Here is a 19,684-nt window from a genome sequence, read left to right as displayed (position 1 = left end):
AGATTAATTTTTTATTGTGATTTTACTTTTTTACGCAAAAATAAAAGCCCGGAAAGCCGAGCTTTTATCTGTATTGTTGATGATTGTCAAACGTCAATAGTGAATTTTGCTTTGCAAGTGAATTATTTAATTAAAAATTGACGAGCAAAGCGAATTGACTATTCACAATTCACTTTCTTATCCTTTTATTGCTTTAATTTTCTCTGTTAATGCAGGAATAATCTGGAAAGCATCTCCTACTACCCCGTAATCAGCAGACTTGAAGAATGGTGCTTCAGGATCACTATTGATTACTACGATAGTTTTTGAAGAGTTTACTCCGGCAAGGTGCTGAATGGCTCCTGAAATCCCTACAGCAATGTAAAGATTCGGAGAAATTGCCTTACCAGTTTGTCCTACGTGTTCTGTGTGAGGTCTCCATCCGATGTCAGAAACCGGTTTAGAACATGCTGTAGCTGCTCCTAAAACGTTTGCTAAATCTTCGATCATTCCCCAGTTTTCAGGTCCTTTAAGCCCTCTACCAGCAGAAACAACAACTTCAGCTTCTTTAAGGTCTAGTTTACCTGAACTCTGCTCGTGAGAAATCACTTTAGTATCTTCATTAGCTACCGATAAGTTTTTCACTTCTTCTGAACCAGATACTGCATTTTCTTTAACACCGAAAGCATTTTGAGAAACGGTAACAATTACTCCGTTTCCTTCAGCTTTTGCATGCATAAAACCTTTTCCTGAGAATGCTCTTCTCTTTACCTGGAAAGGAGAAAGGCTTTCAGGAGCTTCTAAAGCATTAGTGATTAAAGAATAGTTCTTCATTACAGAAAGCATTGGAGCAATTGAAGAAGCATCAGTAGTGTGAGGGAAAACGATGATGTTTCCGTCTGCTACTTCACTTACAGCCTGTGCGAATGCCTTTGCTGAGAAGTTCTTAAGACCTTCGTCTTTGATATTGATTACATTTGATGCTCCATATTTGTATAATAAATCTGAAGAATCTGTTGGGTTTACAGAGATTGCCGTAACGGTATCTCCAGCTTTATCAGCAACAGCTTTAGCGTAAGAAACTGCTTCAAAAGCTGCTTTTTTGTAAACTCCGTTTATATTTTCTGCGTATACGAATACTGCCATTGTTTTACATTTAATAATTAAAAGATTGAAAAATTTAAAGATTAGATTACTTTAGCTTCTTCGTGAAGTAATCTTACCAATTCATCCAAATTGTCAGGAGAAACCATTTTCACAGCTGCTCTAGCTGGAACACTGTCATAAGATACTCCCTGAACTTTTACTTCTGAAGAAGCAGGCTCTACTACCTGTAGAGGTTTTGTTCTTGCAGACATAATTCCTCTCATATTCGGGATGATAAGGTCTTTTTCATCTACCAATCCTTTCTGACCTGCAATAATTGCCGGTAATTTTACAGAAATAGTTTCTTTTCCTCCTTCAATTTCTCTTACTGCAGTAGCTTCATCTCCGTTTACGTCTAATCCTACTGAAGCATTTACGAAAGGCTGGTTCAATAGCTGAGCCACCATTCCCGGAACGGAACCTCCATTATAGTCAATAGATTCTTTCCCGCAAAGGATAAGATCATATCCTCCGTTTTGAGCTACAGCAGCAATTTCTTTTGCTGTAGAATAGCTGTCTTTAGGATCTAGATTTACTCTTACAGCATCATTAGCACCAATTGCCAAAGCCTTTCTGATCACAGGTTCTGTACCAGCATCTCCTACGTTGATTACTGTTACTGTTGCTCCCTGAGATTCCTGAAGTTTAACCGCTTTTGTCAACGCAAATTCATCTAGCGGGTTGATTACCCACTGAATTCCGTTTTTGTCGAAAGCAGATTTATCTGCTGTAAAGTTAATTTTGGAAGTAGTATCCGGAACACTACTAATACAAACTAATATTTTCATGTGTACTATTTTATTTTTTCCCTTTGATGCATAAAATCATGACAGTTTATGCAGAGATTTTGTTTGAATTAATTTTTGCTAATATAAATAAAAAATATATTATGCATGCATAATACTTATTAAATTATTATTCAATACATTAGATGTAGTTACTTCGCTGGTTTTGTTGCCCTAAACTCTATTTTACTTGGCAAAACTCTTGGATTCATGTTTAAAATATCTAATATGAGATTCCCCATATCTTCGGGTTGAATCTTCCAACTGTCTTTTTCTGACGGAATATTTCCATTAAAATGAGTTGCCACCGAACCCGGCATAATGACCGTAGATTTAATATTGTATTTCCTTAAATCAATCATCGCAGCCTGTGTAAAACCTACCACTCCGAATTTTGAGGCATTGTACCCTGTTCCGTTTTCAAAGAAGTTGGCACCTGCGAGACTTGAAATCGTGATATAGTAACCTTCTGTCTTCTTCAGTTCTTCCACAGAAGCTTTTAAGGTATAGAAAACACCTGTGAGATTGGTTTCTATCATTTCATTCCACTCTTCTGCCGTGAGCTCATCTACGGGTTTAAATATCCCCAATCCTGCATTAGCAATGATATAATCCACTCTCCCGAACTTTTCAACGGTATATTTTACTGCTTCCTGCTCACTTTCCAGGCTTCTTACGTCAGAAACAATTCCCAGAACATTTTCTGAGTATTGCTTAAGTTCTTCTTCCGCCTTCATGACATCTTCTCTTTTTCTTCCTGAAAATGCTACTGAAATTCCATTTTCAAGTAAAATTTTCGCAATCCCGAAACCAATACCTTTGGTTCCTCCCGTTATATAAGCTGTTTTATTCTCTGACATTGATGACCAAATTTTAATTCTCTAAAGTAATAAAAACGCTCCAATTGGAGCGTTTTACTGATACTAAGATTTATCAGGAATTATTTTTTTATAAATTTCTCTGTGAAGTTTCTTCCTTCTGCTTTTACATTAACCATATATACACCTGCAGTCAGTCCTTTTACATTAATTCTGCTATTGTTTATTTCAGTCTTTATAAGCTTTCCTGTCCCGTCATAGATCTCAACACGTTTTACTGTACCGGGAGAATTAATCTGTATAAAATCAGTGGCAGGATTAGGATAAATTGAAACTTCTTTGGCAATAACCTTAGAATCTTTAATCCCTAATACCAAAAGTTCACTATTCACTTTAATATTATCTATATAAGCCGATCCCAACGCATTATTATGGACAAAACGCAGCTGATCTATATTCACTGAACTTGCGGCTGTTCCTGTGTAAATAAAGACATTATTAAGATAGTATCTGATATCTGTGGCAGTTCCCACAACTTTCACTCTGTACCAGATATTTGGCAGCCAGGCTGAAGGTATGGAAATCAAATCCTGTATGCCTGATACTGTATTCAGAATCTTGAACAATCCGGTTTTATCAAAATCCAGTCTCACAACAAACTGATCATCAACACTATTCACTCCCTGAAAACCAAAATCAGAGCCGTTGAGCTGCGACATATTAATATCAAATGATACGGAGAAGTTGTTGTAAGCAAGAGGAGCCGGCAGATTATAAAAGCCTCCGATAATAGGATCAGACTGAGTTCCGTAGGCTGCTTCTTTAACAATTTTGAGGGAACTGCTTCCGTCGCTGGCTTTATCTACGCTGATGGTCTGATGGGTTACATTTTGAGGCACTCCTCCTGTGGGAGTACTGATCCATCCTGCCTGGCCATGGATATTTCCAGTGTTGAATCCTTCATTGAATTCAAAGGATACAGTCTGCTGTGCAAAAATGCATGATGATAATAGTAAAATTGCAATTGAGTAGTATTTTTTCATAGTAAATCAAGTTTTGTATTAAAAATATAAACTTTCAACAAATGGTGAAATAACTTATTACAAATAAAAAATAACGCTTTTATTCTCAGTGAATTTAATTTTAAAATCCATTAAAAACGTCTTACTACAGAGGCAATACAGCTCAATTCAGAGCAAAAAAAATAAGGTATCTCTTTCCAGAAATACCTTACCCTATCTTATTTTTGTTGAATTACTTTGAATAATTTTCAAAAAACAACGGAATACTTTCAATTCCTTTATAGAAATTAAATAATCCATAGTGCTCGTTTGGAGAGTGGATTGCATCAGAATCCAACCCGAAGCCCATCAATACAGACTTAGCTCCTAAAACCTGCTCAAACATCGCTGTAATTGGAATACTTCCTCCTCCTCTGTATGGAAGAACTTCTTTTCCGAATGCAGATTCCATCGCTTGTTTTGCCGCAGCAAATTCTTTGGTATTGGTTGGTAAAACATAAGGCATCCCTCCATGGTGAGGCGTTACTTTAATTTTTACTGTATCAGGAGCAATTTTTTCAAAATATTTCGTGAATTTTTCTGTGATTTCCTGTGGAGTCTGGTAAGGAACCAAACGCATTGAAATTTTAGCAAAAGCTTTTGAAGGAATTACAGTTTTTGCGCCTTCTCCGGTATAACCACCCCAAATTCCGTTGCAGTCTAAAGTAGGACGGATAGATGTTCTTTCTAAAGTTGTATATCCTTTTTCTCCTTCTATATTGCTTAATCCGATTGATTTTTTGAATTCTTCAGGATTATCTTTCAATTTGTTCATATCAGCTCTGTCTGCATCTGAAACCGTTTCTACGTTGTCATAGAACCCGTCAATTGTAATATGACCGTTTTCATCAATCAGATTAGCAATCATTCTTGAAAGAACGTGAATAGGGTTTGGAACCGCTCCACCATAAAGACCTGAGTGTAAATCTCTGTTTGGGCCTTCCACTTCTACTTCTACATAGCTTAAGCCTCTTAATCCCGTTGTCACAGTTGGCTGTTCGTTGCTGTAAATATGAGTATCGGAAATTAAGATACAGTCGCAAGCTAATTTCTCTTTATTTTCATTCACCCAGTCTCCCAAGCTCACAGAACCTACTTCCTCTTCTCCTTCTAAGATAAATTTAACGTTGCAAGGAAGAGCATTGGTTTTCATCATAGCTTCGAAGGCTTTCAGATGCATGAAAAACTGTCCTTTGTCATCCGCAGAACCTCTGGCAAAAATAGCGCCTTCAGGGTGCAGTTCAGTTTTTTCAATATAGGGTTCAAAAGGTGGTTTTGTCCATAATTCCAGTGGATCTGCCGGCTGAACATCATAATGTCCATACACCAGTACTGTAGGTAAACTTTTATCTAAAATCTTTTCCCCGAAAACAATTGGATAGCCTTTGGTCTGGCAAACTTCAACATCATCAGCTCCTGCATTTCTAAGGTGTGCCGCCACTACATCTGCACATTTCAAAACGTCATCTTTATACGCCGGATCTGCAGAAATAGAAGGAATTCTCAATAACTCAAATAATTCATCCACGAAACGCTGTTTGTTTTCGTTAATGTAATTTAATGTCTCTTGCATTGTAAAAATTTATTTTGTTAAAATTAAAAAAAATGCCCGGCAGGGACAAACAAAAAGGCAGGATTTTCCCAACCTTATGCTAATGAGCCTTATAGCCGTCTTTTTTAATAAAAAATGCCCTGCAGAAACAGGGCATTTGTATATTTTGTACTTCTAATTAGTGTTCAGCTTTTGGAGCCTTTTCAGCTTCAGCAGGTTTTGCAGCAGCAGTACTATCTGTTTTAGGGGTTGCAGCTTCCGGCTTTACAGCAACTTCTTCCTTATGCTCTGCAGCAGTTGCATGTCCGTGACCTTCTCCCTGAGCAGCATCAGAATATCTCTCTACTCCTTCTTCCAGTTTCAAAGTCCCTTTATTTCCACCAGCAGGTACTTTTTTACAACTTACCGCTACTGTTGCAATTGCTAAACATATAACTAATTTTTTCATATGTAAAATTTATTTTTTAAAGATCATATGGAACCGCACTATTTTAGTCTCTTCTGATTTATCCAAAAAGCCGGCGATTTCATGTTTAAATTTTTGATTGCCCAAAAGTAAGAAATCCTGCTTTTTTCGGCAACATTTTTATACTGATTTTAATATTATTTTCCCTTTTTTGGATTGTGTAAAAATAAGGTAATGGTCTCCCCCATCTTTCAAACCATATTTTTTCTTGATTTCTTCAGGTTTTAAAGGGTAATTCTTTGAAATGATATTAAACTGTTCTTTTTTCTTAATATTTTTAGAATCAACTGGTTCCATTTCCAAAATTCTCCCGGGAAAGTCTTCCTTCTTTTCATTGGAGGTATAAAAATGACTGTTAGGATGAAGTTTCTTCAGTCCGAATTTCAGTGAAATCAAATTAAAGACTCCCGCTTTCAAAATAGAGTTATTGGGAATGTAAATGTATTTTTCAGGCTCAGAATACTCTGATTCAGCCCTTTCTTCTTCCCAAAATCTGAAGGTAAAGGCAGATTCTCCACTCTCAAGGTTCACACAGTTGCAGATAATCTCATCTGTATTTTCATTGGATAAAACAATAACAACTTCTTTTACATCATTTTTAAGAGCAATAATTTCTATCCTTGAAATACCTGGCAGCACTGACACAAGATACTTAAGATCAATAAGTGGGGAGAGTTTAATGACTACCTGATCGGAAACAGACAGCAATTTTCCCTGAATTTCGAGAATATCAGGAGAAAGGTCTTCCAAAAGAAAAACTTTGTTTTTTTGCTGATCTCTTCTGGCCGGATCAAGATAAATGACATCAAAATGTTCCTGATTCTCGTTCAGGAAATCTTCAAGCTTTTTGTTGATAAAATTTGCCTGACGTCCCAAAATATTCCAGTTATGGGCTACAATCTCTAAAAGCTCTGTATTCTGCTCTACCAAAGTAATATGATCAAAGTTTTGAGACAGATAATAGGCATCAATACCAAAACCACTTGTTAGATCAATAAACTGATTCCCTTTCAACATTTCAGATTTATAAAGGGCTGTTTTTTCTGACGATGACTGCTCCAGATTAAGCTGTGGCGGGAAAATGATCCCTTCTTTCAAGAGAAAAGGAAATTTTCTTTCAGCAACCTGTTTTCCTTTGATCTGCTGTACAATTTCCTGCATAGAAACTTCCGGAAAGGGTGATTTTTTCAAGAGTAATGCATGTAAATCTACATTCAGATTTGCGTTGATATAGTTTTGGATTTCTTTGTCTAATAATTTATTTCCCACAGATTTCACAAATTGCACAGATTATGGTACTTATTAAATGTTTCCGTTTATTTTTCGAATAATACTTTTATCAATATAATCAGTATTGAAATTAGCCAATATTCCTAATTTCAGTTTGGTTAATTTTAAGTAGGTTAAGAGCTGCTTGTGATGAACATTAATTATTTCAGGAATTGATTTTATTTCAATAATAACTTTGTCTTCAACAATGATATCAGCAATAAAACTTGAATCAATAAAAATTCCTTTAAATGTTATGGGTATTGGAACTTGAGTTTTAACGCTTAAACCGTTATTTTTTAATTCAAGTGCCAAGACTTTCTCATAAACTTTTTCTAATAAACCTGGTCCCAACTCGTTATATACAGAAAAAATAGATTTCCTGATATAAAAACTTATCTCATTTTCATTCATTTGTGTATAATTTAGTTTCTACAGTTGTACTGTAAAAATCTGTGTCATCTGAGAAATCTGTGGGAGCAATTAAATTTATTCAAACATTTCAGCCCAACGAACGGCTTTTATTTCATTTTCGTCATATAGATCACCGATAGACTTTTTAACGTCTAATTTAGGGTATAAATTCACTCCGATCAGCTTTATTTTTCCTTCTTCAATCCATTGCTGCTCTTCAATAGCATGATCATAGATCTTTTTCTGAACCACTCCCTGTTTCAACAGTTCAAGATATCCTCCGGCTTCTTCTATTTCAACGAACAAAGCCCATGCTTTTTCAGCAAACTGCTGGGTAATGTCTTCAATATAATAACTTCCGTTAGAAGCATCCTCAAATACATTGATAATACTTTCGTAAGCCAGTACAATCTGCTGTTTGAAAGAAATTTCTTCCGAATTATCTGTACTTCTGCTGACAAGATAATTATTGGTGAAAACAGCATCTGCTCCTCCGATCATTGCTGAAGCAAGCTCTAATGTAGAACGGATCAGGTTATTTTCATTATCAGAAACGGCTTTATTTCTTAGTGAAGTTTCTGCAAAGATGTATGGAACTTCATCCATACCATATTCCTTGGAAAGCTGGTTGAAAACGACTTTAAAGGCTCTCAATTTTGCCATTTCAAAGAAATAATTTCCTCCTACTGCTATTCTGAAGATCAGTTTGTTTATAATTTCAGCACCGTATATTTCTATCAGTTCCTTAGCTTTTGCCAGTGCAATACCAAGCTGCTGGTAAATAGCTGCTCCGGCATTCTGATGCAGAGAAATATCGACACAAATATTTCTTTTAAAGTCTTTTGCCAATAGTTCTTTTGCCAGCTGGTCATCTATGCTTCCTTCTTTTTCATTAAAAATATCAATCAGTGAGAAATACTGATCTTCTTCTTTAGGGCTGATGTGTCCTGCAAGATCTTTATTATTGACAAAAATAGTTTTCTGATCAAGGTTTTCTACATTCTGATCAAGGATAAATGCAAATACTTCTTCTTCCAGACTTTCATGGTATCTTGCTACCAAATGGGTACTTTCTTCAACTCTGGGCAGATTTACCAAAGGCTTCTGAACCTCCGTGTAAAAAGGCTTCACTTCTATTCCTTCCAAATTCTGCTTTTCTAAAATAGGGTAAATATCCTCTGTTTTAAGTTGTTTTTTGACTAAATTTTCCCAGTTTGAAAATATATCTGTATTTGACATTAGTTTTTTTATTTGTGAATGGTCAATGGTGAATTTTGCTTTGCAAGTGAGTTTTTAAAACTAAAAATAAATTTCATCATTGACGTAATTCTATTCAACTTTATTATTTCTTAGCAACTTTTGTGCTGTCTACCACCAAAATGAAGATCTCTTCATTGGGTTTTTTCATAAAATAATTTTCTCTTGCGTATTTTTCTTTCTCAGACTTATTGTTCATCAGTTTTTTATAAAAAGCATCATTCTTTTCGTATTCTTTTTTGTAGAAGTCGAGCTGCTCTTCATATTTCCTGATTTCACCGTTCAGTTCATTAATTACAAGAAATGAGGTTTTATCGAAAAAAATCATCCATACCAAAAACAGACAGATCGTAATGGTATACTTGTTCAAAACATATTTCTGTATAAGTTTGAATGTTTCAGATTTTGGCTGAATGTCTTTGATAAGGTTGTTTTCTTCCATTTTTTAATGTTTTTTCAACGAGTTTTTAATAACAGTAGTTAAAAAATCAATCGCTACAGAATTCTGCTTCATATTGGGGATAATAAGATCGGCATCATTTTTAGATGGTTCTATGAATTCCTGGTGCATTGGTTTCAAGGTAGTCTGATAACGGTGTAATACTTCGCTCAGATCTCTTCCTCTTTCCTGGGTATCTCTCCTGATCCTCCTGATCAGCCTTTCGTCAGAATCTGCATGAACGAATACTTTCAAATCAAATTCTTTCAGTAATTCTTTATTGGTAAGAACCAAAATTCCTTCTACTACCAATACGTTTTTAGGTTCTACAGTGACATGATCTCCTGTTCTGGAATGAGTGACAAAGCTGTAAATAGGCTGTTCAATAGGCTCATTATTCTTTAAAGCTTTCACATGTTTTATTAATAGTTCAAAATCTATCGACTTGGGATGGTCATAATTCAGAGCTTCTCTTTCCGTCAATGTAAGACCTTGGTTGTCGTGATAATAATTATCCTGAGAGAGGATATTCATTCCCTCAATATCAAGCTGCTGAAGTATCTTGTCAACAACTGTAGTTTTGCCAGATCCTGTACCACCGGCAATTCCTATTACAAGCATTATTTTTTTGTTTCTTTATAGTTGGTACAAATATACTATTTTAGATAAAATATGACAATGTACGAATATTGAGAAATTAAAAGATTAAAGTATTTAAAGATAAAAAGATTTTCTGGAAATCTTACCGGTCTTTGCTATTTATTGCAATTTCTCAACATTCCCCTTTGGATTCAACAAAAAAACCGACAAATTAATTGCCGGTTTTTTATTTTATACGATTTCGCTTGTTAATTCGCGCGAAATTAATTTTTCATGCATAGGTTTCAAAATATCTATTGAGCCTGTTTTTACTGTACATTTGCCTTTGTAGTGAACAAGCATTGTACATTGCTCAGCCTGCTCTAACGTATGCTTGCATATTTCGATCAGACAGTCTATTACATAATCAAATGTGTGAACATCGTCGTTATGCAGTACCAGTTTATAGACTTCATCCGTATCATCCAGAACGAGGACTTCTTCCTCATACTGCCGCTTTGGGTTTTCGTAATCTTTTATACTGTTATAAAAATTCATTCTAACTGTTTTAAACTTCTCCAATTTTATCTGCTAAATGATCTATAGCATTAGGTTCCTCATAGACCAGCTCCACAAGTTCTACACTTTTATTATTCATTTTCAGAATTTTAAAGTGGTAGTTCTCGAGATCAAATTCCTGGTTTTCTTCAGGGATGTCTTCCAACTCATAAAGAATGAATCCGGCTAATGAATTGTACTCACTTTCTTCTGAAAGCGGCAGTCTTTTAGGCAGAAATTCATTGATTTCGTCCAAAGGCTGCGTAGCCTGTACCCAATAGGTATTATCTGATATTTTATCAACGATTTTTTCTTCGTCGTCTTCTTCATCCTGAATTTCCCCTACCAGTTCTTCCAGAATATCTTCTAATGTAATAATTCCTTCAGTTCCACCAAACTCGTCGATAACGATAGCGATATGTTGTTTTTTAAGCTGGAACGTTTTCAGTAAGTCTGAGACTTTTTTACTTTCTACAACGAAAAAGGCATCTCTCATTAAATCTTTAAGATCTTCATGATCCAGATTTCCTTTTCTTTTAACAAATTCTCTGATGATCTCTTTTGTATAGAAAATCCCGATAACATTGTCAATTGAATCAATATATACAGGAATACGGGAATACCCGCTGTCCATAATCTTATTGATGATATCATTCACATCTTCTTCAAAATCGATGGAAGTAATATTTTGTCTTGGAACCATGATCTGTTTAGCAGAATGATCAGTAAAATCAAATGCATTTTTGATAATCTCATAGTTTTCTTCCTCAATCTCTCCGCTGTCAGCACTTTGTTTTACCAAAAGCTGAAGTTCTTCCGTAGAGTGAATTTCCTGTTCGGAAGCCGGGTGAATTTTAACTAATCTAAGGAAACCATTTGACATTGAGTTCATCAACCAGATAAACGGTTTAAAAATTGTGTAAAAAACTCTCAGCGGAACGGCAGTTGCCATTGTAGTTGCTTCGGATTTTCTGATCGCAATTGATTTTGGAATAAGCTCACCAAATACAATGTGCATAATGGTAATCAACACAAAACTTGTCACTACCGAAATTGTAGTAATTGTTGTCTGGGTCAAATCTATATTCAATGAGTGAAAGATATTTTCCACCACATGATGCAGGGCACTTTCTCCTACCCAACCAAGGGCAAGGGAAGCCAATGTAATTCCTAATTGTGTAGCGGAAAGATATTCATCAAGGTGCTTGATGATATGTTCTGCCTGTTTTGCCATAGAATTTCCTTCTGCGGCTTTTAACTGAATTTGTGAGTAACGAACTTTAACAATTGAAAATTCTGCGGCTACGAAGAAGCCATTTAGTAAAACAAGAAATAAGGCCAGCAATAGCCTGACTATGTCCGAGTCCATTTAGAGGTTGTATAAATTTTATTAGGTACAAAGATATGTAAAATAAAAATAACCTGAATCCGGCATAGATTATTTTGATTGAGGATTTTTTGAAAGAAAATATGAAGCGATAAAATACCGTTGTTTTTCAATAAAAAAAATAATTGAAGTAACACCTTCATTTCCTCATTAAAAGAAGATTTTTGAACAGCAAATAACAGCTTTAGTCTTATATAAGTAAAAAAGCACCGAAGTTATCGGTGCTTTTAATTGTATTTTAAAATAATTCTTTATGAATTTTTCAAAGCTTCTGCTCCGGAAACAATTTCCAAAATTTCGTTGGTAATTGCAGCCTGTCTTGCTTTGTTGTAGAAGATCTTCAGATCATTTCTCAACGCTTCTGCATTATCTGTAGCTTTGTGCATTGCAGTCATTCTCGCTCCATGCTCAGATGCTACTGAATCCAAGATTGATTTGAAAACCTGAGTTTTGATAGATTTTGGAATCAAATTATCCAGGATCTCAGCTCTGTTAGGTTCAAAAATATAATCTGTTTCAACCTGCGGTTCAGTGTTCTCAGGCATTGAAATCGGAAGAAGTTTTTCTGTAGTTACTTCCTGAGTTGCTGCATTCACGAATTTGTTATAAATAACATATACTTCGTCAAATTTCCCTTCTCTGAAGCTTGTCATCACCCCTTCAGTGATATGAGCAACTGCGTCAAAGTTCAGGTTATCATAAACAGAACTTCCATTAGCATATACCGCACGGTTTCTTCTTACAGCATCATATACTTTTTTACCTACCGGTAGAACTTCAATCTCATATTGAGAGTTGTTCTGGAACTGAAGGTTAAGCTCTTTTACGATAGAAGAGTTAAAAGCTCCTGCAAGACCTCTGTTTGAAGTAACAGCGATAAATAGTATTCTTTTAACCTCTCTTTTCTGAGCATATACAGAAATCTGATCAGGATCTGAGCTAGAATTTACATTCTGGATAAGCTCCTGTAATTTTTCAGAATAAGGTCTTAACATTACGATTGCATCCTGTGCTTTTTTAAGTTTCGCAGCGGAAACCATTTTCATAGCACGTGTAATCTGCATCGTAGATGAAATTGACGTAATTCTGCCTCGTATTTCTTTTAAGTTTGCCATATTGGGTTTAGTTGTTGGTTGTCGGCTGTTGGTTGCTAGTTTTAGATATTTCTGTCAACTATCAACCAACAATCATCAACTAATTTTTAATTATATTTAGAAGCTAAATCGTTAGCTGCCTGCTTAAGAACTGCTGTAATATCGTTATCGATTTTACCTGCTTTAATAGCTGCCATTGTATCAGGGTGCTTAGATCTCAGGAATGCGATATACTCAACCTGGAATTCTTTTACTTTTCTGATAGGAACATTTCTTAGCAAGTTCTCAGTTCCAGCGTAGATCATTGCAACCTGGCTGTCTACCGGAAGTGGAGAGTTTACTGGCTGCTTAAGAAGCTCTACGTTTCTTTCTCCTTTAGAGATAACTGCTAAAGTAGAAGCATCAAGGTCAGAACCGAATTTAGCAAACGCTTCTAGTTCTTTATATTGAGCCTGGTCTAATTTCAAAGTACCAGATACTTTTTTCATTGATTTGATCTGAGCGTTACCTCCTACTCTTGATACAGAGATACCTACGTTGATCGCAGGACGAACCCCTGAGTTGAATAGATCAGACTCCAAGAAGATCTGTCCGTCTGTAATAGAGATTACGTTAGTAGGGATATACGCAGAAACGTCACCAGCCTGAGTTTCAATAATTGGAAGTGCTGTTAATGAACCACCACCTTTTACAATTGGTCTAAGAGATTCTGGCAAATCGTTCATTTGCTTAGCAATATTGTCATCAGCAATTACTTTTGCAGCTCTTTCCAATAGTCTTGAGTGAAGATAGAAAACGTCTCCAGGGTAAGCTTCACGGCCCGGTGGTCTTCTTAATAGTAGAGAAAGCTCACGGTAAGCAACAGCTTGTTTAGATAAATCATCATAAACGATCAATGCTGGTCTACCTGTATCTCTGAAGAATTCACCGATAGCAGCACCTGCCATCGCAGAATATACCTGCATTGGAACTGGATCTGATGCATTCGCTGCAACGATTACAGTATAAGCTAAAGCTCCTTTATCAGAAAGAGTTTTAACGATTTGTGCTACAGTAGAAGCTTTCTGACCGATTGCAACATATATACAATATACTGGCTGCCCAGCATCAAAGAATTCTTTTTGGTTGATGATCGTATCGATCGCAACAGTAGTTTTACCTGTCTGTCTGTCACCAATGATAAGCTCTCTCTGTCCTCTTCCTACAGGAATCATAGAGTCAATTGCAACGATACCTGACTGTAAAGGCTCAGTTACCGGCTGTCTGAAGATAACTCCAGGAGCTTTTCTTTCCAATGGCATTTCGTATAAATCCCCAGTAATAGGACCTTTACCATCGATAGGGTTACCAAGAGTATCTACTACTCTTCCTAACATACCTTCTCCTACTTTGATAGAAGAGATTCTGTTTGTTCTTCTTACTGTATCACCTTCTTTTACTAATTTACTTTCACCAAGTAGAGCAACACCTACGTTGTCTTCTTCAAGGTTAAGTACAATACCTTCTACATCACTAGAAAATTTCACCAACTCTCCGTATTGTACGTTTTCTAACCCGTATACACGAGCAATACCATCACCGATGGTTAAAACTGTACCTACTTCCTCAACGTTTGATTGAGTATCGAAGTTGGCCAATTGCTGTTTTAAGATCGCAGATACTTCTGCCGGATTTATTTCTGCCATTGTATGGTTGTTTTTCTTAATTTAATTGGAAATCTTTTTTAACTTGGTTCAATTTTGTCTTCACAGACGCATCTACCTGCTGGTCACCTACTCTTAGAACATATCCTCCAAGAATTTCAGGTTTTACATTTACTTTCAGATCAAAGTTTGAATCAGCGTTTACAAGACTTGTAGATCTTAAAATCTGATCAAGGTTCTCTTTTGAAAGCGGAGTTGCCGTAGTAAGTGTTACTCTCTGTACACCGCTAAGGTCTTCTACCTTGTTGATAAATTCCTGAGCGATATTTTTCAATTGGTTTTCACGTCCATGTTTAATCACCAATTTGATTAAATTCTGAGAAGAAACAGATAAACCTTTGAAAATCTCGTTTGCTACTTCTATTTTCTTTTTAGAATCGATATAAGGAGTCATGAAAAATTTATTTAAGTCTACAGACTCTTTCATGATCTTTACTACATCTTTCATTTCAGAAAATACAGTAGCCGTTTGACCTGACTCATTTGTGAAATCAAGTAAACCTTGTGCGTATCTTTTAGCTACTTTAGATGTAAGCATTCTTAGTTAAGGTTTGATTTGTTTAAATAATTTTGAACTAATTCGTTTTGAGCTTCGCTGTTGTCTAATTTTTGTTTCAGGATAGACTCAGCAATGTTTACAGATAAAGTACCAATTTGAGTTTTGATGTCTGCCATAGCAGCATTTTTCTCAGCATTGATAGTCTGTTTAGCAGCTTCGATCATTCTGTCTCCTTCAGTTTTAGCAACATCTTTAGCTTCCCCTACGATTCTGTCTTTAATTTCTCTAGCTTCTTTAAGGATAGCATCTCTTTCGATTTTAGCTTCACGAATGATTCTTTCGTTATCCTCTTTTAAAGTTTCCATTTCTTTTCTAGCTAATTTAGCCTGATTAAGAGCGTCAACAATAGATGTTTCTCTGTCATTGATAGACTTTAAAATAGGTTTCCAAGCGAATTTACCTAACAAAAATAATAATGCTAGAAAAATAACAGACTGGATAATAAATAATCCTGACGAAAACTGATGAATTAATTCCATTATATAAATGTATAAATAATTATTACTTTTTTTTAAAGAACCATTACCTGTAACCAACCGTCACAGATAATGGTCTGATTTTAATTAGTTTACTGCGAATAGAGCAGCAAACGCAACACCTTCTACAAGTGCAGCTGCGATAAGCATAGCTGTTTGGATTTTTCCAGATTGCTCAGGTTGTCTAGCGATAGCTTCAAGAGCAGCAGCTCCGATTTTACCAAGACCGATACCTACACCTAGTACTACGATACCAGCACCTACAATTTTAGGGATTTCCATAATATATAATTTTAAAAAATTTGTTTTACTTTAATTTATAATTTCAATTAGTGAGCAGCATGATGCTCGTGCTCGTGCTCTTCTACTGCCATTCCGATAAACAGAGCTGATAACATTGTAAAGATATAAGCCTGTAGGAATGCTACCAATACCTCTAGTAAATAAATTACCAATGTAAGGAACGGGAATGCAACACCTGCGATAAAATTCTTGAATACGTAGATCAATCCGATCAAACTCATTACTACGATGTGTCCTGCAGTCATGTTTGCAAAAAGTCGGATCATCAAAGCAAATGGTTTTGTGATTGTTCCTAATAATTCGATAGGAAGCATAATCAACTTCATTGGAACTGGTACTCCTGGCATCCAGAAGATGTGTTTCCAGTAATCTTTGTTAGCTGAGAATGTTGTAATCAAATAAGTAAGGATAGCAAGGAAGAATGTCATTGTAATATTACCTGTAACATTGATTCCGAAAGGCATTAATCCTAAAACGTTAAGGAAAAGAATAAAGAAGAATACTGTTAATAAATAACCCATAAATCTCTTATACTTATGCCCGATGTTTGGAATAGCAACTTCATCTCTTACGAAAATTATTAATGGCTCTAAAAACCTTGCAGCACCTGTAGGAACCACTGATTTTTTATAAGACTTAGCCATACCACCGAATAACACTAACATAAAGATTGATACTAATAAAATAATCAGTACACTTTTTGTAATTGAAAGATCTAATGGCTTTTCATTAGTTGGATGACCGTGATCATCAAGAGTTATAGTTCCAGCAGCATCAGTCTTATAAATTTTCTCATGGTGCAATACATAAAAAGAACCATCTACTTCAGTAGGCTCTCCGTGCATGAACCCTTCTTTGTTACTCATGAAAGAGTGAAAACCATTATCATATACAATAACAGGAAGAGGGAAACCGATGTGGTGACCGTCTTTATCAACCATCAATGTGAAATCATGTGCATCCAACAAGTGATGATCGATGAACTCTTTGTTTTCTTTGCTCACTTTGTCTTTCTCTGAAAGCTCTTGAGCAGGAGCTGCCCCAGCAGTAGCCTCACCGTGCTGTGCAGACACTAAGTTTAATACAAAAATACTGTAGAATAAAACTGCGAATTTCTTAAACATTGATAGGTTTTTTTCGTTGTGCAAAAATATGATATTTTTTCTAGTTTCAATAAATTATTTTACTGTTTTTTATCATGATTAATCAGCTTGATCGCATAGTATGTAAGCAGTGCTGTCAGGACAAAATAAGGTATAATAAAATGAAATTTATAGCCAGGAATCACTTCAAAGTTCAGTTTTTTTCTGATTAAGTACATCAAACCGAATTTTAAAAGAATCAAACCAATGACAGACAATCCTAAAAATTCCGGCGCTACTCTATTGATTAAGATAATAAGAGTGATCATCATCATAAACATGACGCTTAGAAAAAGATAAAACTTAATGATCACAATTTCATCCAGGTGAAAAACAAATTTCCAAAGAGAAAAATGCACCAGGAACGTCAGAAAGAATAAAATGACAACAAGAATATTGGGATTGATTTTCATTCTAAATTTTAATTGACCACAAAAATAGACTTTTTCTATCGTATTATAATAAGATTTGATATATATCATTTTTTCTTATCTATATAATATTACGTCCCGAACACTTTAGATATGCTAAAAATTCCTTATTTTTGCAAACCTATAATTTACAATAAATATGTTTAATAGTTTACAGGATAAATTAGACAAGGCATTACATAATATTTCCGGTAGAGGAAAAATTACTGAAATCAATGTAGCGGAAACCGTAAAGGAGATCCGTAGAGCATTGGTAGATGCCGACGTTAACTATAAAGTTGCAAAAGATCTTACTAAAAGAGTTCAGGATAAAGCATTAGGAGAGAACGTTCTTACTTCCCTTACGCCGGGACAGCTGATGACAAAAATTGTTCATGATGAATTGGTAGACCTTATGGGAGGTTCCCAGGAGGGGATCAATCTTTCAGGAAAGCCATCGGTAATCCTTATTGCAGGTCTTCAGGGTTCTGGTAAGACTACATTCTCAGGAAAGCTTGCTAATTATTTACAAACAAAAAGAAATAAAAAACCTTTATTGGTAGCATGTGACGTTTATCGTCCTGCTGCGATTGACCAGCTAAAAGTTTTAGGTGGTCAAATCGGGGTTCCGGTTTTCACGGAAGAAGGTTCTACAAATCCTTCTACTATTGCTGAAAACGCAATTAATTTTGCAAAATCAAACGGTCATGATGTTGTGATTGTGGATACGGCAGGTCGTTTGGCAATTGATGAGCAGATGATGAACGAGATTAAATCTGTTCATTACTTCATTAAGCCAAATGAAACGTTATTCGTTGTTGACTCAATGACAGGTCAGGATGCTGTGAATACGGCAAAAGCATTCAACGATGCTTTGAATTTCGACGGGGTTGTTTTAACTAAATTAGATGGTGATACCCGTGGTGGAGCCGCTTTAACGATTCGTTCTGTGGTTGAAAAACCAATCAAATTCATTTCTACAGGAGAAAAAATGGAAGCTTTAGACCTTTTCTACCCGGAAAGGATGGCAGACAGGATCCTGGGAATGGGAGACGTTGTTTCCTTAGTAGAAAGAGCTCAAGAGCAGTTTGACGAAGAAGAAGCTAAAAAACTTCACAAAAAAATCGCTAAAAACGAATTCGGTTTTGATGATTTCCTAAAACAGATCAACCAGATCAAGAAAATGGGTAATATGAAGGACTTGATGGGAATGATTCCTGGTGTCGGAAAAGCGATCAAAGATGTAGAGATCAGTGATGATGCATTCAAACATATTGAAGCAATTATCTACTCTATGACTCCTGAAGAAAGAAGAAGACCTTCTATCATCAATACTCAGAGAAAAGGAAGAATTGCCAAAGGTGCCGGAAGAAAAATCGAAGATGTAAATCAACTGATGAAGCAATTCGACCAGATGGGTAAAATGATGAAGATGATGCAGGGACCTCAAGGAAAGCAGATGATGCAGATGATGAGCAAAATGCCAAACATGCCTGGAATGGGCGGAATGGGAAAATAAAAAGACAAAATCCTATATAAAAAAAACTCTCAGAAATTCTGAGAGTTTTTTTATATAGACATCGGTTTACTTAAACTTGTATCCTACTCCCAACTGGAAGAAATTCATTTTCAGTTTTTCACCATCCACAGGATTTTTTATCATATTGGTAAGACCAAAACTGTAACGAGCATCAAGAAATAATCCTTTATACACTTTGTAATCTGCTCCGAAGAACAATCCGAAATCTGTAGATTTTAAAGAATCATCCAGGAATTTCTCCACATACTTCTCTCCTTCTCTAATTCCTTCAGGATTAGTCATCACTGCATTGGGACCGCTCATTTCAAATTTCACCTTGTTATTCGTCTTAAAGCTCACATATGGACCTGCATAAATCCCCAGTTCAGGCATTGCATAATATCTTGCAGATACGGGAATTACAATTCTGTTCAGATTCATCTTTTCAGTTACAGTAATACCAACAGGCGTTACAACTTCTGCTTTTCCTCCAAGATTAGCATACTCCAGTTCTCCCTGAACAGCAAACTTATTATTGAATTTATGTTCAACCAAACCTCCAATATAAAATCCTGCCTTCGATTTTAGACCTCCTTCAAACCCACCAAATTCAAAGCCATTTTCATTAGAGTTCAGCTTTGATAAAGCAAAACCTGCTTTTACACCAAATGTAGTTTGTGCATGTAAGCCTGCAAATAAAGCAATTGCTGATGCCAATAAGATTTTTTTCATGATTATTATTAAGTTTTATATTAAAGAAGCCCTAAG

General features: G+C 35.6%; 22 protein-coding genes. 1 reads left to right on the top strand and 21 read right to left on the bottom strand.

Annotated elements, in window-relative coordinates; genetic code table 11:
* Positions 1–177: 177 nt before the first annotated feature.
* From OL225_RS07345 to OL225_RS07250, 20 genes are all read right to left on the bottom strand, one after another.
* Positions 178–1,125, bottom strand: coding sequence for an electron transfer flavoprotein subunit alpha/FixB family protein (locus tag OL225_RS07345; protein ID WP_047374436.1), 948 nt, complete (start codon positions 1,123–1,125; stop codon positions 178–180).
* 41 nt (positions 1,126–1,166) lie between these two features.
* Positions 1,167–1,913, bottom strand: a complete 747-nt coding sequence (locus tag OL225_RS07340; protein WP_264517799.1) for an electron transfer flavoprotein subunit beta/FixA family protein — start codon at positions 1,911–1,913, stop codon at positions 1,167–1,169.
* Between the two features lie 149 nt (positions 1,914–2,062).
* Complete coding sequence (locus OL225_RS07335; RefSeq protein ID WP_264517798.1) at positions 2,063–2,770, bottom strand: SDR family oxidoreductase; 708 nt, start codon at positions 2,768–2,770, stop codon at positions 2,063–2,065.
* An 80-nt stretch (positions 2,771–2,850) separates the two neighbouring features.
* A complete protein-coding gene (locus OL225_RS07330) occupies positions 2,851–3,771 on the bottom strand; it encodes a T9SS type A sorting domain-containing protein (RefSeq protein ID WP_264517797.1) in 921 nt (306 codons plus the stop codon).
* Between the two features lie 211 nt (positions 3,772–3,982).
* The gene (locus OL225_RS07325; RefSeq protein WP_047374429.1) at positions 3,983–5,362 is read right to left on the bottom strand and encodes a dipeptidase; all 1,380 of its coding nucleotides are present in this window, start codon (positions 5,360–5,362) and stop codon (positions 3,983–3,985) included.
* A 157-nt stretch (positions 5,363–5,519) separates the two neighbouring features.
* Entirely contained in the window at positions 5,520–5,789 is a 270-nt protein-coding gene (locus OL225_RS07320) for a hypothetical protein (RefSeq protein WP_264517796.1), read from the bottom strand.
* Between the two features lie 138 nt (positions 5,790–5,927).
* Entirely contained in the window at positions 5,928–7,076 is a 1,149-nt protein-coding gene (locus OL225_RS07315; protein WP_264517795.1) for a class I SAM-dependent methyltransferase, read from the bottom strand.
* A 33-nt stretch (positions 7,077–7,109) separates the two neighbouring features.
* Positions 7,110–7,490, bottom strand: a complete 381-nt coding sequence (locus OL225_RS07310) for a GxxExxY protein (RefSeq protein ID WP_264517794.1) — start codon at positions 7,488–7,490, stop codon at positions 7,110–7,112.
* A gap of 75 nt (positions 7,491–7,565) precedes the next feature.
* Positions 7,566–8,729, bottom strand: coding sequence for a methylmalonyl-CoA mutase family protein (locus tag OL225_RS07305; RefSeq protein ID WP_047374424.1), 1,164 nt, complete (start codon positions 8,727–8,729; stop codon positions 7,566–7,568).
* A gap of 103 nt (positions 8,730–8,832) precedes the next feature.
* A complete protein-coding gene (locus tag OL225_RS07300; protein WP_047374422.1) occupies positions 8,833–9,189 on the bottom strand; it encodes an FtsB family cell division protein in 357 nt (118 codons plus the stop codon).
* A 3-nt stretch (positions 9,190–9,192) separates the two neighbouring features.
* Positions 9,193–9,807 (bottom strand): uridine kinase, encoded by a 615-nt coding sequence (udk, locus tag OL225_RS07295; RefSeq protein ID WP_045497309.1) that lies wholly within the window; start codon positions 9,805–9,807, stop codon positions 9,193–9,195.
* 210 nt (positions 9,808–10,017) lie between these two features.
* Positions 10,018–10,323: an ATP-dependent Clp protease adaptor ClpS gene (locus OL225_RS07290; RefSeq protein ID WP_052184562.1), complete on the bottom strand. Its 306-nt coding sequence runs from the start codon at positions 10,321–10,323 to the stop codon at positions 10,018–10,020.
* 10 nt (positions 10,324–10,333) lie between these two features.
* The gene (locus tag OL225_RS07285; protein ID WP_264517793.1) at positions 10,334–11,692 is read right to left on the bottom strand and encodes a hemolysin family protein; all 1,359 of its coding nucleotides are present in this window, start codon (positions 11,690–11,692) and stop codon (positions 10,334–10,336) included.
* Between the two features lie 269 nt (positions 11,693–11,961).
* Positions 11,962–12,825, bottom strand: coding sequence for an ATP synthase F1 subunit gamma (atpG, locus tag OL225_RS07280; RefSeq protein ID WP_047374414.1), 864 nt, complete (start codon positions 12,823–12,825; stop codon positions 11,962–11,964).
* 86 nt (positions 12,826–12,911) lie between these two features.
* A complete protein-coding gene (gene atpA, locus OL225_RS07275) occupies positions 12,912–14,489 on the bottom strand; it encodes a F0F1 ATP synthase subunit alpha (protein WP_047374412.1) in 1,578 nt (525 codons plus the stop codon).
* Positions 14,490–14,505: 16 nt separating this feature from the next.
* A complete protein-coding gene (gene atpH / locus OL225_RS07270) occupies positions 14,506–15,045 on the bottom strand; it encodes an ATP synthase F1 subunit delta (protein ID WP_047374410.1) in 540 nt (179 codons plus the stop codon).
* 2 nt (positions 15,046–15,047) lie between these two features.
* Positions 15,048–15,545, bottom strand: coding sequence for a F0F1 ATP synthase subunit B (locus tag OL225_RS07265; protein WP_047374409.1), 498 nt, complete (start codon positions 15,543–15,545; stop codon positions 15,048–15,050).
* Between the two features lie 84 nt (positions 15,546–15,629).
* Entirely contained in the window at positions 15,630–15,824 is a 195-nt protein-coding gene (gene atpE / locus OL225_RS07260) for an ATP synthase F0 subunit C (protein WP_002979108.1), read from the bottom strand.
* Positions 15,825–15,871: 47 nt separating this feature from the next.
* Complete coding sequence (gene atpB / locus OL225_RS07255; RefSeq protein WP_047374407.1) at positions 15,872–16,969, bottom strand: F0F1 ATP synthase subunit A; 1,098 nt, start codon at positions 16,967–16,969, stop codon at positions 15,872–15,874.
* 59 nt (positions 16,970–17,028) lie between these two features.
* Positions 17,029–17,400: a hypothetical protein gene (locus tag OL225_RS07250; RefSeq protein WP_047374405.1), complete on the bottom strand. Its 372-nt coding sequence runs from the start codon at positions 17,398–17,400 to the stop codon at positions 17,029–17,031.
* 157 nt (positions 17,401–17,557) lie between these two features.
* Between OL225_RS07250 and ffh the strand changes: the two genes are divergently transcribed.
* The gene (ffh, locus tag OL225_RS07245; protein ID WP_047374403.1) at positions 17,558–18,916 is read left to right on the top strand and encodes a signal recognition particle protein; all 1,359 of its coding nucleotides are present in this window, start codon (positions 17,558–17,560) and stop codon (positions 18,914–18,916) included.
* A gap of 66 nt (positions 18,917–18,982) precedes the next feature.
* Here ffh and OL225_RS07240 read toward each other — a convergent pair whose 3' ends face one another.
* Positions 18,983–19,648 (bottom strand): porin family protein, encoded by a 666-nt coding sequence (locus OL225_RS07240; RefSeq protein ID WP_047374401.1) that lies wholly within the window; start codon positions 19,646–19,648, stop codon positions 18,983–18,985.
* Between the last annotated feature and the right edge of the window lie 36 nt (positions 19,649–19,684).

This window comes from Chryseobacterium viscerum (assembly GCF_025949665.1).
In the GTDB taxonomy this organism is placed as follows: domain Bacteria; phylum Bacteroidota; class Bacteroidia; order Flavobacteriales; family Weeksellaceae; genus Chryseobacterium; species Chryseobacterium viscerum_A.
Note: the sequence above shows the minus strand (reverse complement) of the source record. Positions and strands in the feature narration are given on the sequence as shown.

What these genes read in the sequence shown, in the direction of transcription:
- OL225_RS07345 (WP_047374436.1), bottom strand. Translation starts at nt 1,125, where the DNA reads ATGGCAGTATTCGTATACGCAGAAAATATAAACGGAGTTTACAAAAAA.
- OL225_RS07340 (WP_264517799.1), bottom strand. Translation starts at nt 1,913, where the DNA reads ATGAAAATATTAGTTTGTATTAGTAGTGTTCCGGATACTACTTCCAAA.
- OL225_RS07335 (WP_264517798.1), bottom strand. Translation starts at nt 2,770, where the DNA reads ATGTCAGAGAATAAAACAGCTTATATAACGGGAGGAACCAAAGGTATT.
- OL225_RS07330 (WP_264517797.1), bottom strand. Translation starts at nt 3,771, where the DNA reads ATGAAAAAATACTACTCAATTGCAATTTTACTATTATCATCATGCATT.
- OL225_RS07325 (WP_047374429.1), bottom strand. Translation starts at nt 5,362, where the DNA reads ATGCAAGAGACATTAAATTACATTAACGAAAACAAACAGCGTTTCGTG.
- OL225_RS07320 (WP_264517796.1), bottom strand. Translation starts at nt 5,789, where the DNA reads ATGAAAAAATTAGTTATATGTTTAGCAATTGCAACAGTAGCGGTAAGT.
- OL225_RS07310 (WP_264517794.1), bottom strand. Translation starts at nt 7,490, where the DNA reads ATGAATGAAAATGAGATAAGTTTTTATATCAGGAAATCTATTTTTTCT.
- OL225_RS07305 (WP_047374424.1), bottom strand. Translation starts at nt 8,729, where the DNA reads ATGTCAAATACAGATATATTTTCAAACTGGGAAAATTTAGTCAAAAAA.
- OL225_RS07300 (WP_047374422.1), bottom strand. Translation starts at nt 9,189, where the DNA reads ATGGAAGAAAACAACCTTATCAAAGACATTCAGCCAAAATCTGAAACA.
- udk (WP_045497309.1), bottom strand. Translation starts at nt 9,807, where the DNA reads ATGCTTGTAATAGGAATTGCCGGTGGTACAGGATCTGGCAAAACTACA.
- OL225_RS07290 (WP_052184562.1), bottom strand. Translation starts at nt 10,323, where the DNA reads ATGAATTTTTATAACAGTATAAAAGATTACGAAAACCCAAAGCGGCAG.
- OL225_RS07285 (WP_264517793.1), bottom strand. Translation starts at nt 11,692, where the DNA reads ATGGACTCGGACATAGTCAGGCTATTGCTGGCCTTATTTCTTGTTTTA.
- atpG (WP_047374414.1), bottom strand. Translation starts at nt 12,825, where the DNA reads ATGGCAAACTTAAAAGAAATACGAGGCAGAATTACGTCAATTTCATCT.
- atpA (WP_047374412.1), bottom strand. Translation starts at nt 14,489, where the DNA reads ATGGCAGAAATAAATCCGGCAGAAGTATCTGCGATCTTAAAACAGCAA.
- atpH (WP_047374410.1), bottom strand. Translation starts at nt 15,045, where the DNA reads ATGCTTACATCTAAAGTAGCTAAAAGATACGCACAAGGTTTACTTGAT.
- OL225_RS07265 (WP_047374409.1), bottom strand. Translation starts at nt 15,545, where the DNA reads ATGGAATTAATTCATCAGTTTTCGTCAGGATTATTTATTATCCAGTCT.
- atpE (WP_002979108.1), bottom strand. Translation starts at nt 15,824, where the DNA reads ATGGAAATCCCTAAAATTGTAGGTGCTGGTATCGTAGTACTAGGTGTA.
- atpB (WP_047374407.1), bottom strand. Translation starts at nt 16,969, where the DNA reads ATGTTTAAGAAATTCGCAGTTTTATTCTACAGTATTTTTGTATTAAAC.
- OL225_RS07250 (WP_047374405.1), bottom strand. Translation starts at nt 17,400, where the DNA reads ATGAAAATCAATCCCAATATTCTTGTTGTCATTTTATTCTTTCTGACG.
- ffh (WP_047374403.1), top strand. Translation starts at nt 17,558, where the DNA reads ATGTTTAATAGTTTACAGGATAAATTAGACAAGGCATTACATAATATT.
- OL225_RS07240 (WP_047374401.1), bottom strand. Translation starts at nt 19,648, where the DNA reads ATGAAAAAAATCTTATTGGCATCAGCAATTGCTTTATTTGCAGGCTTA.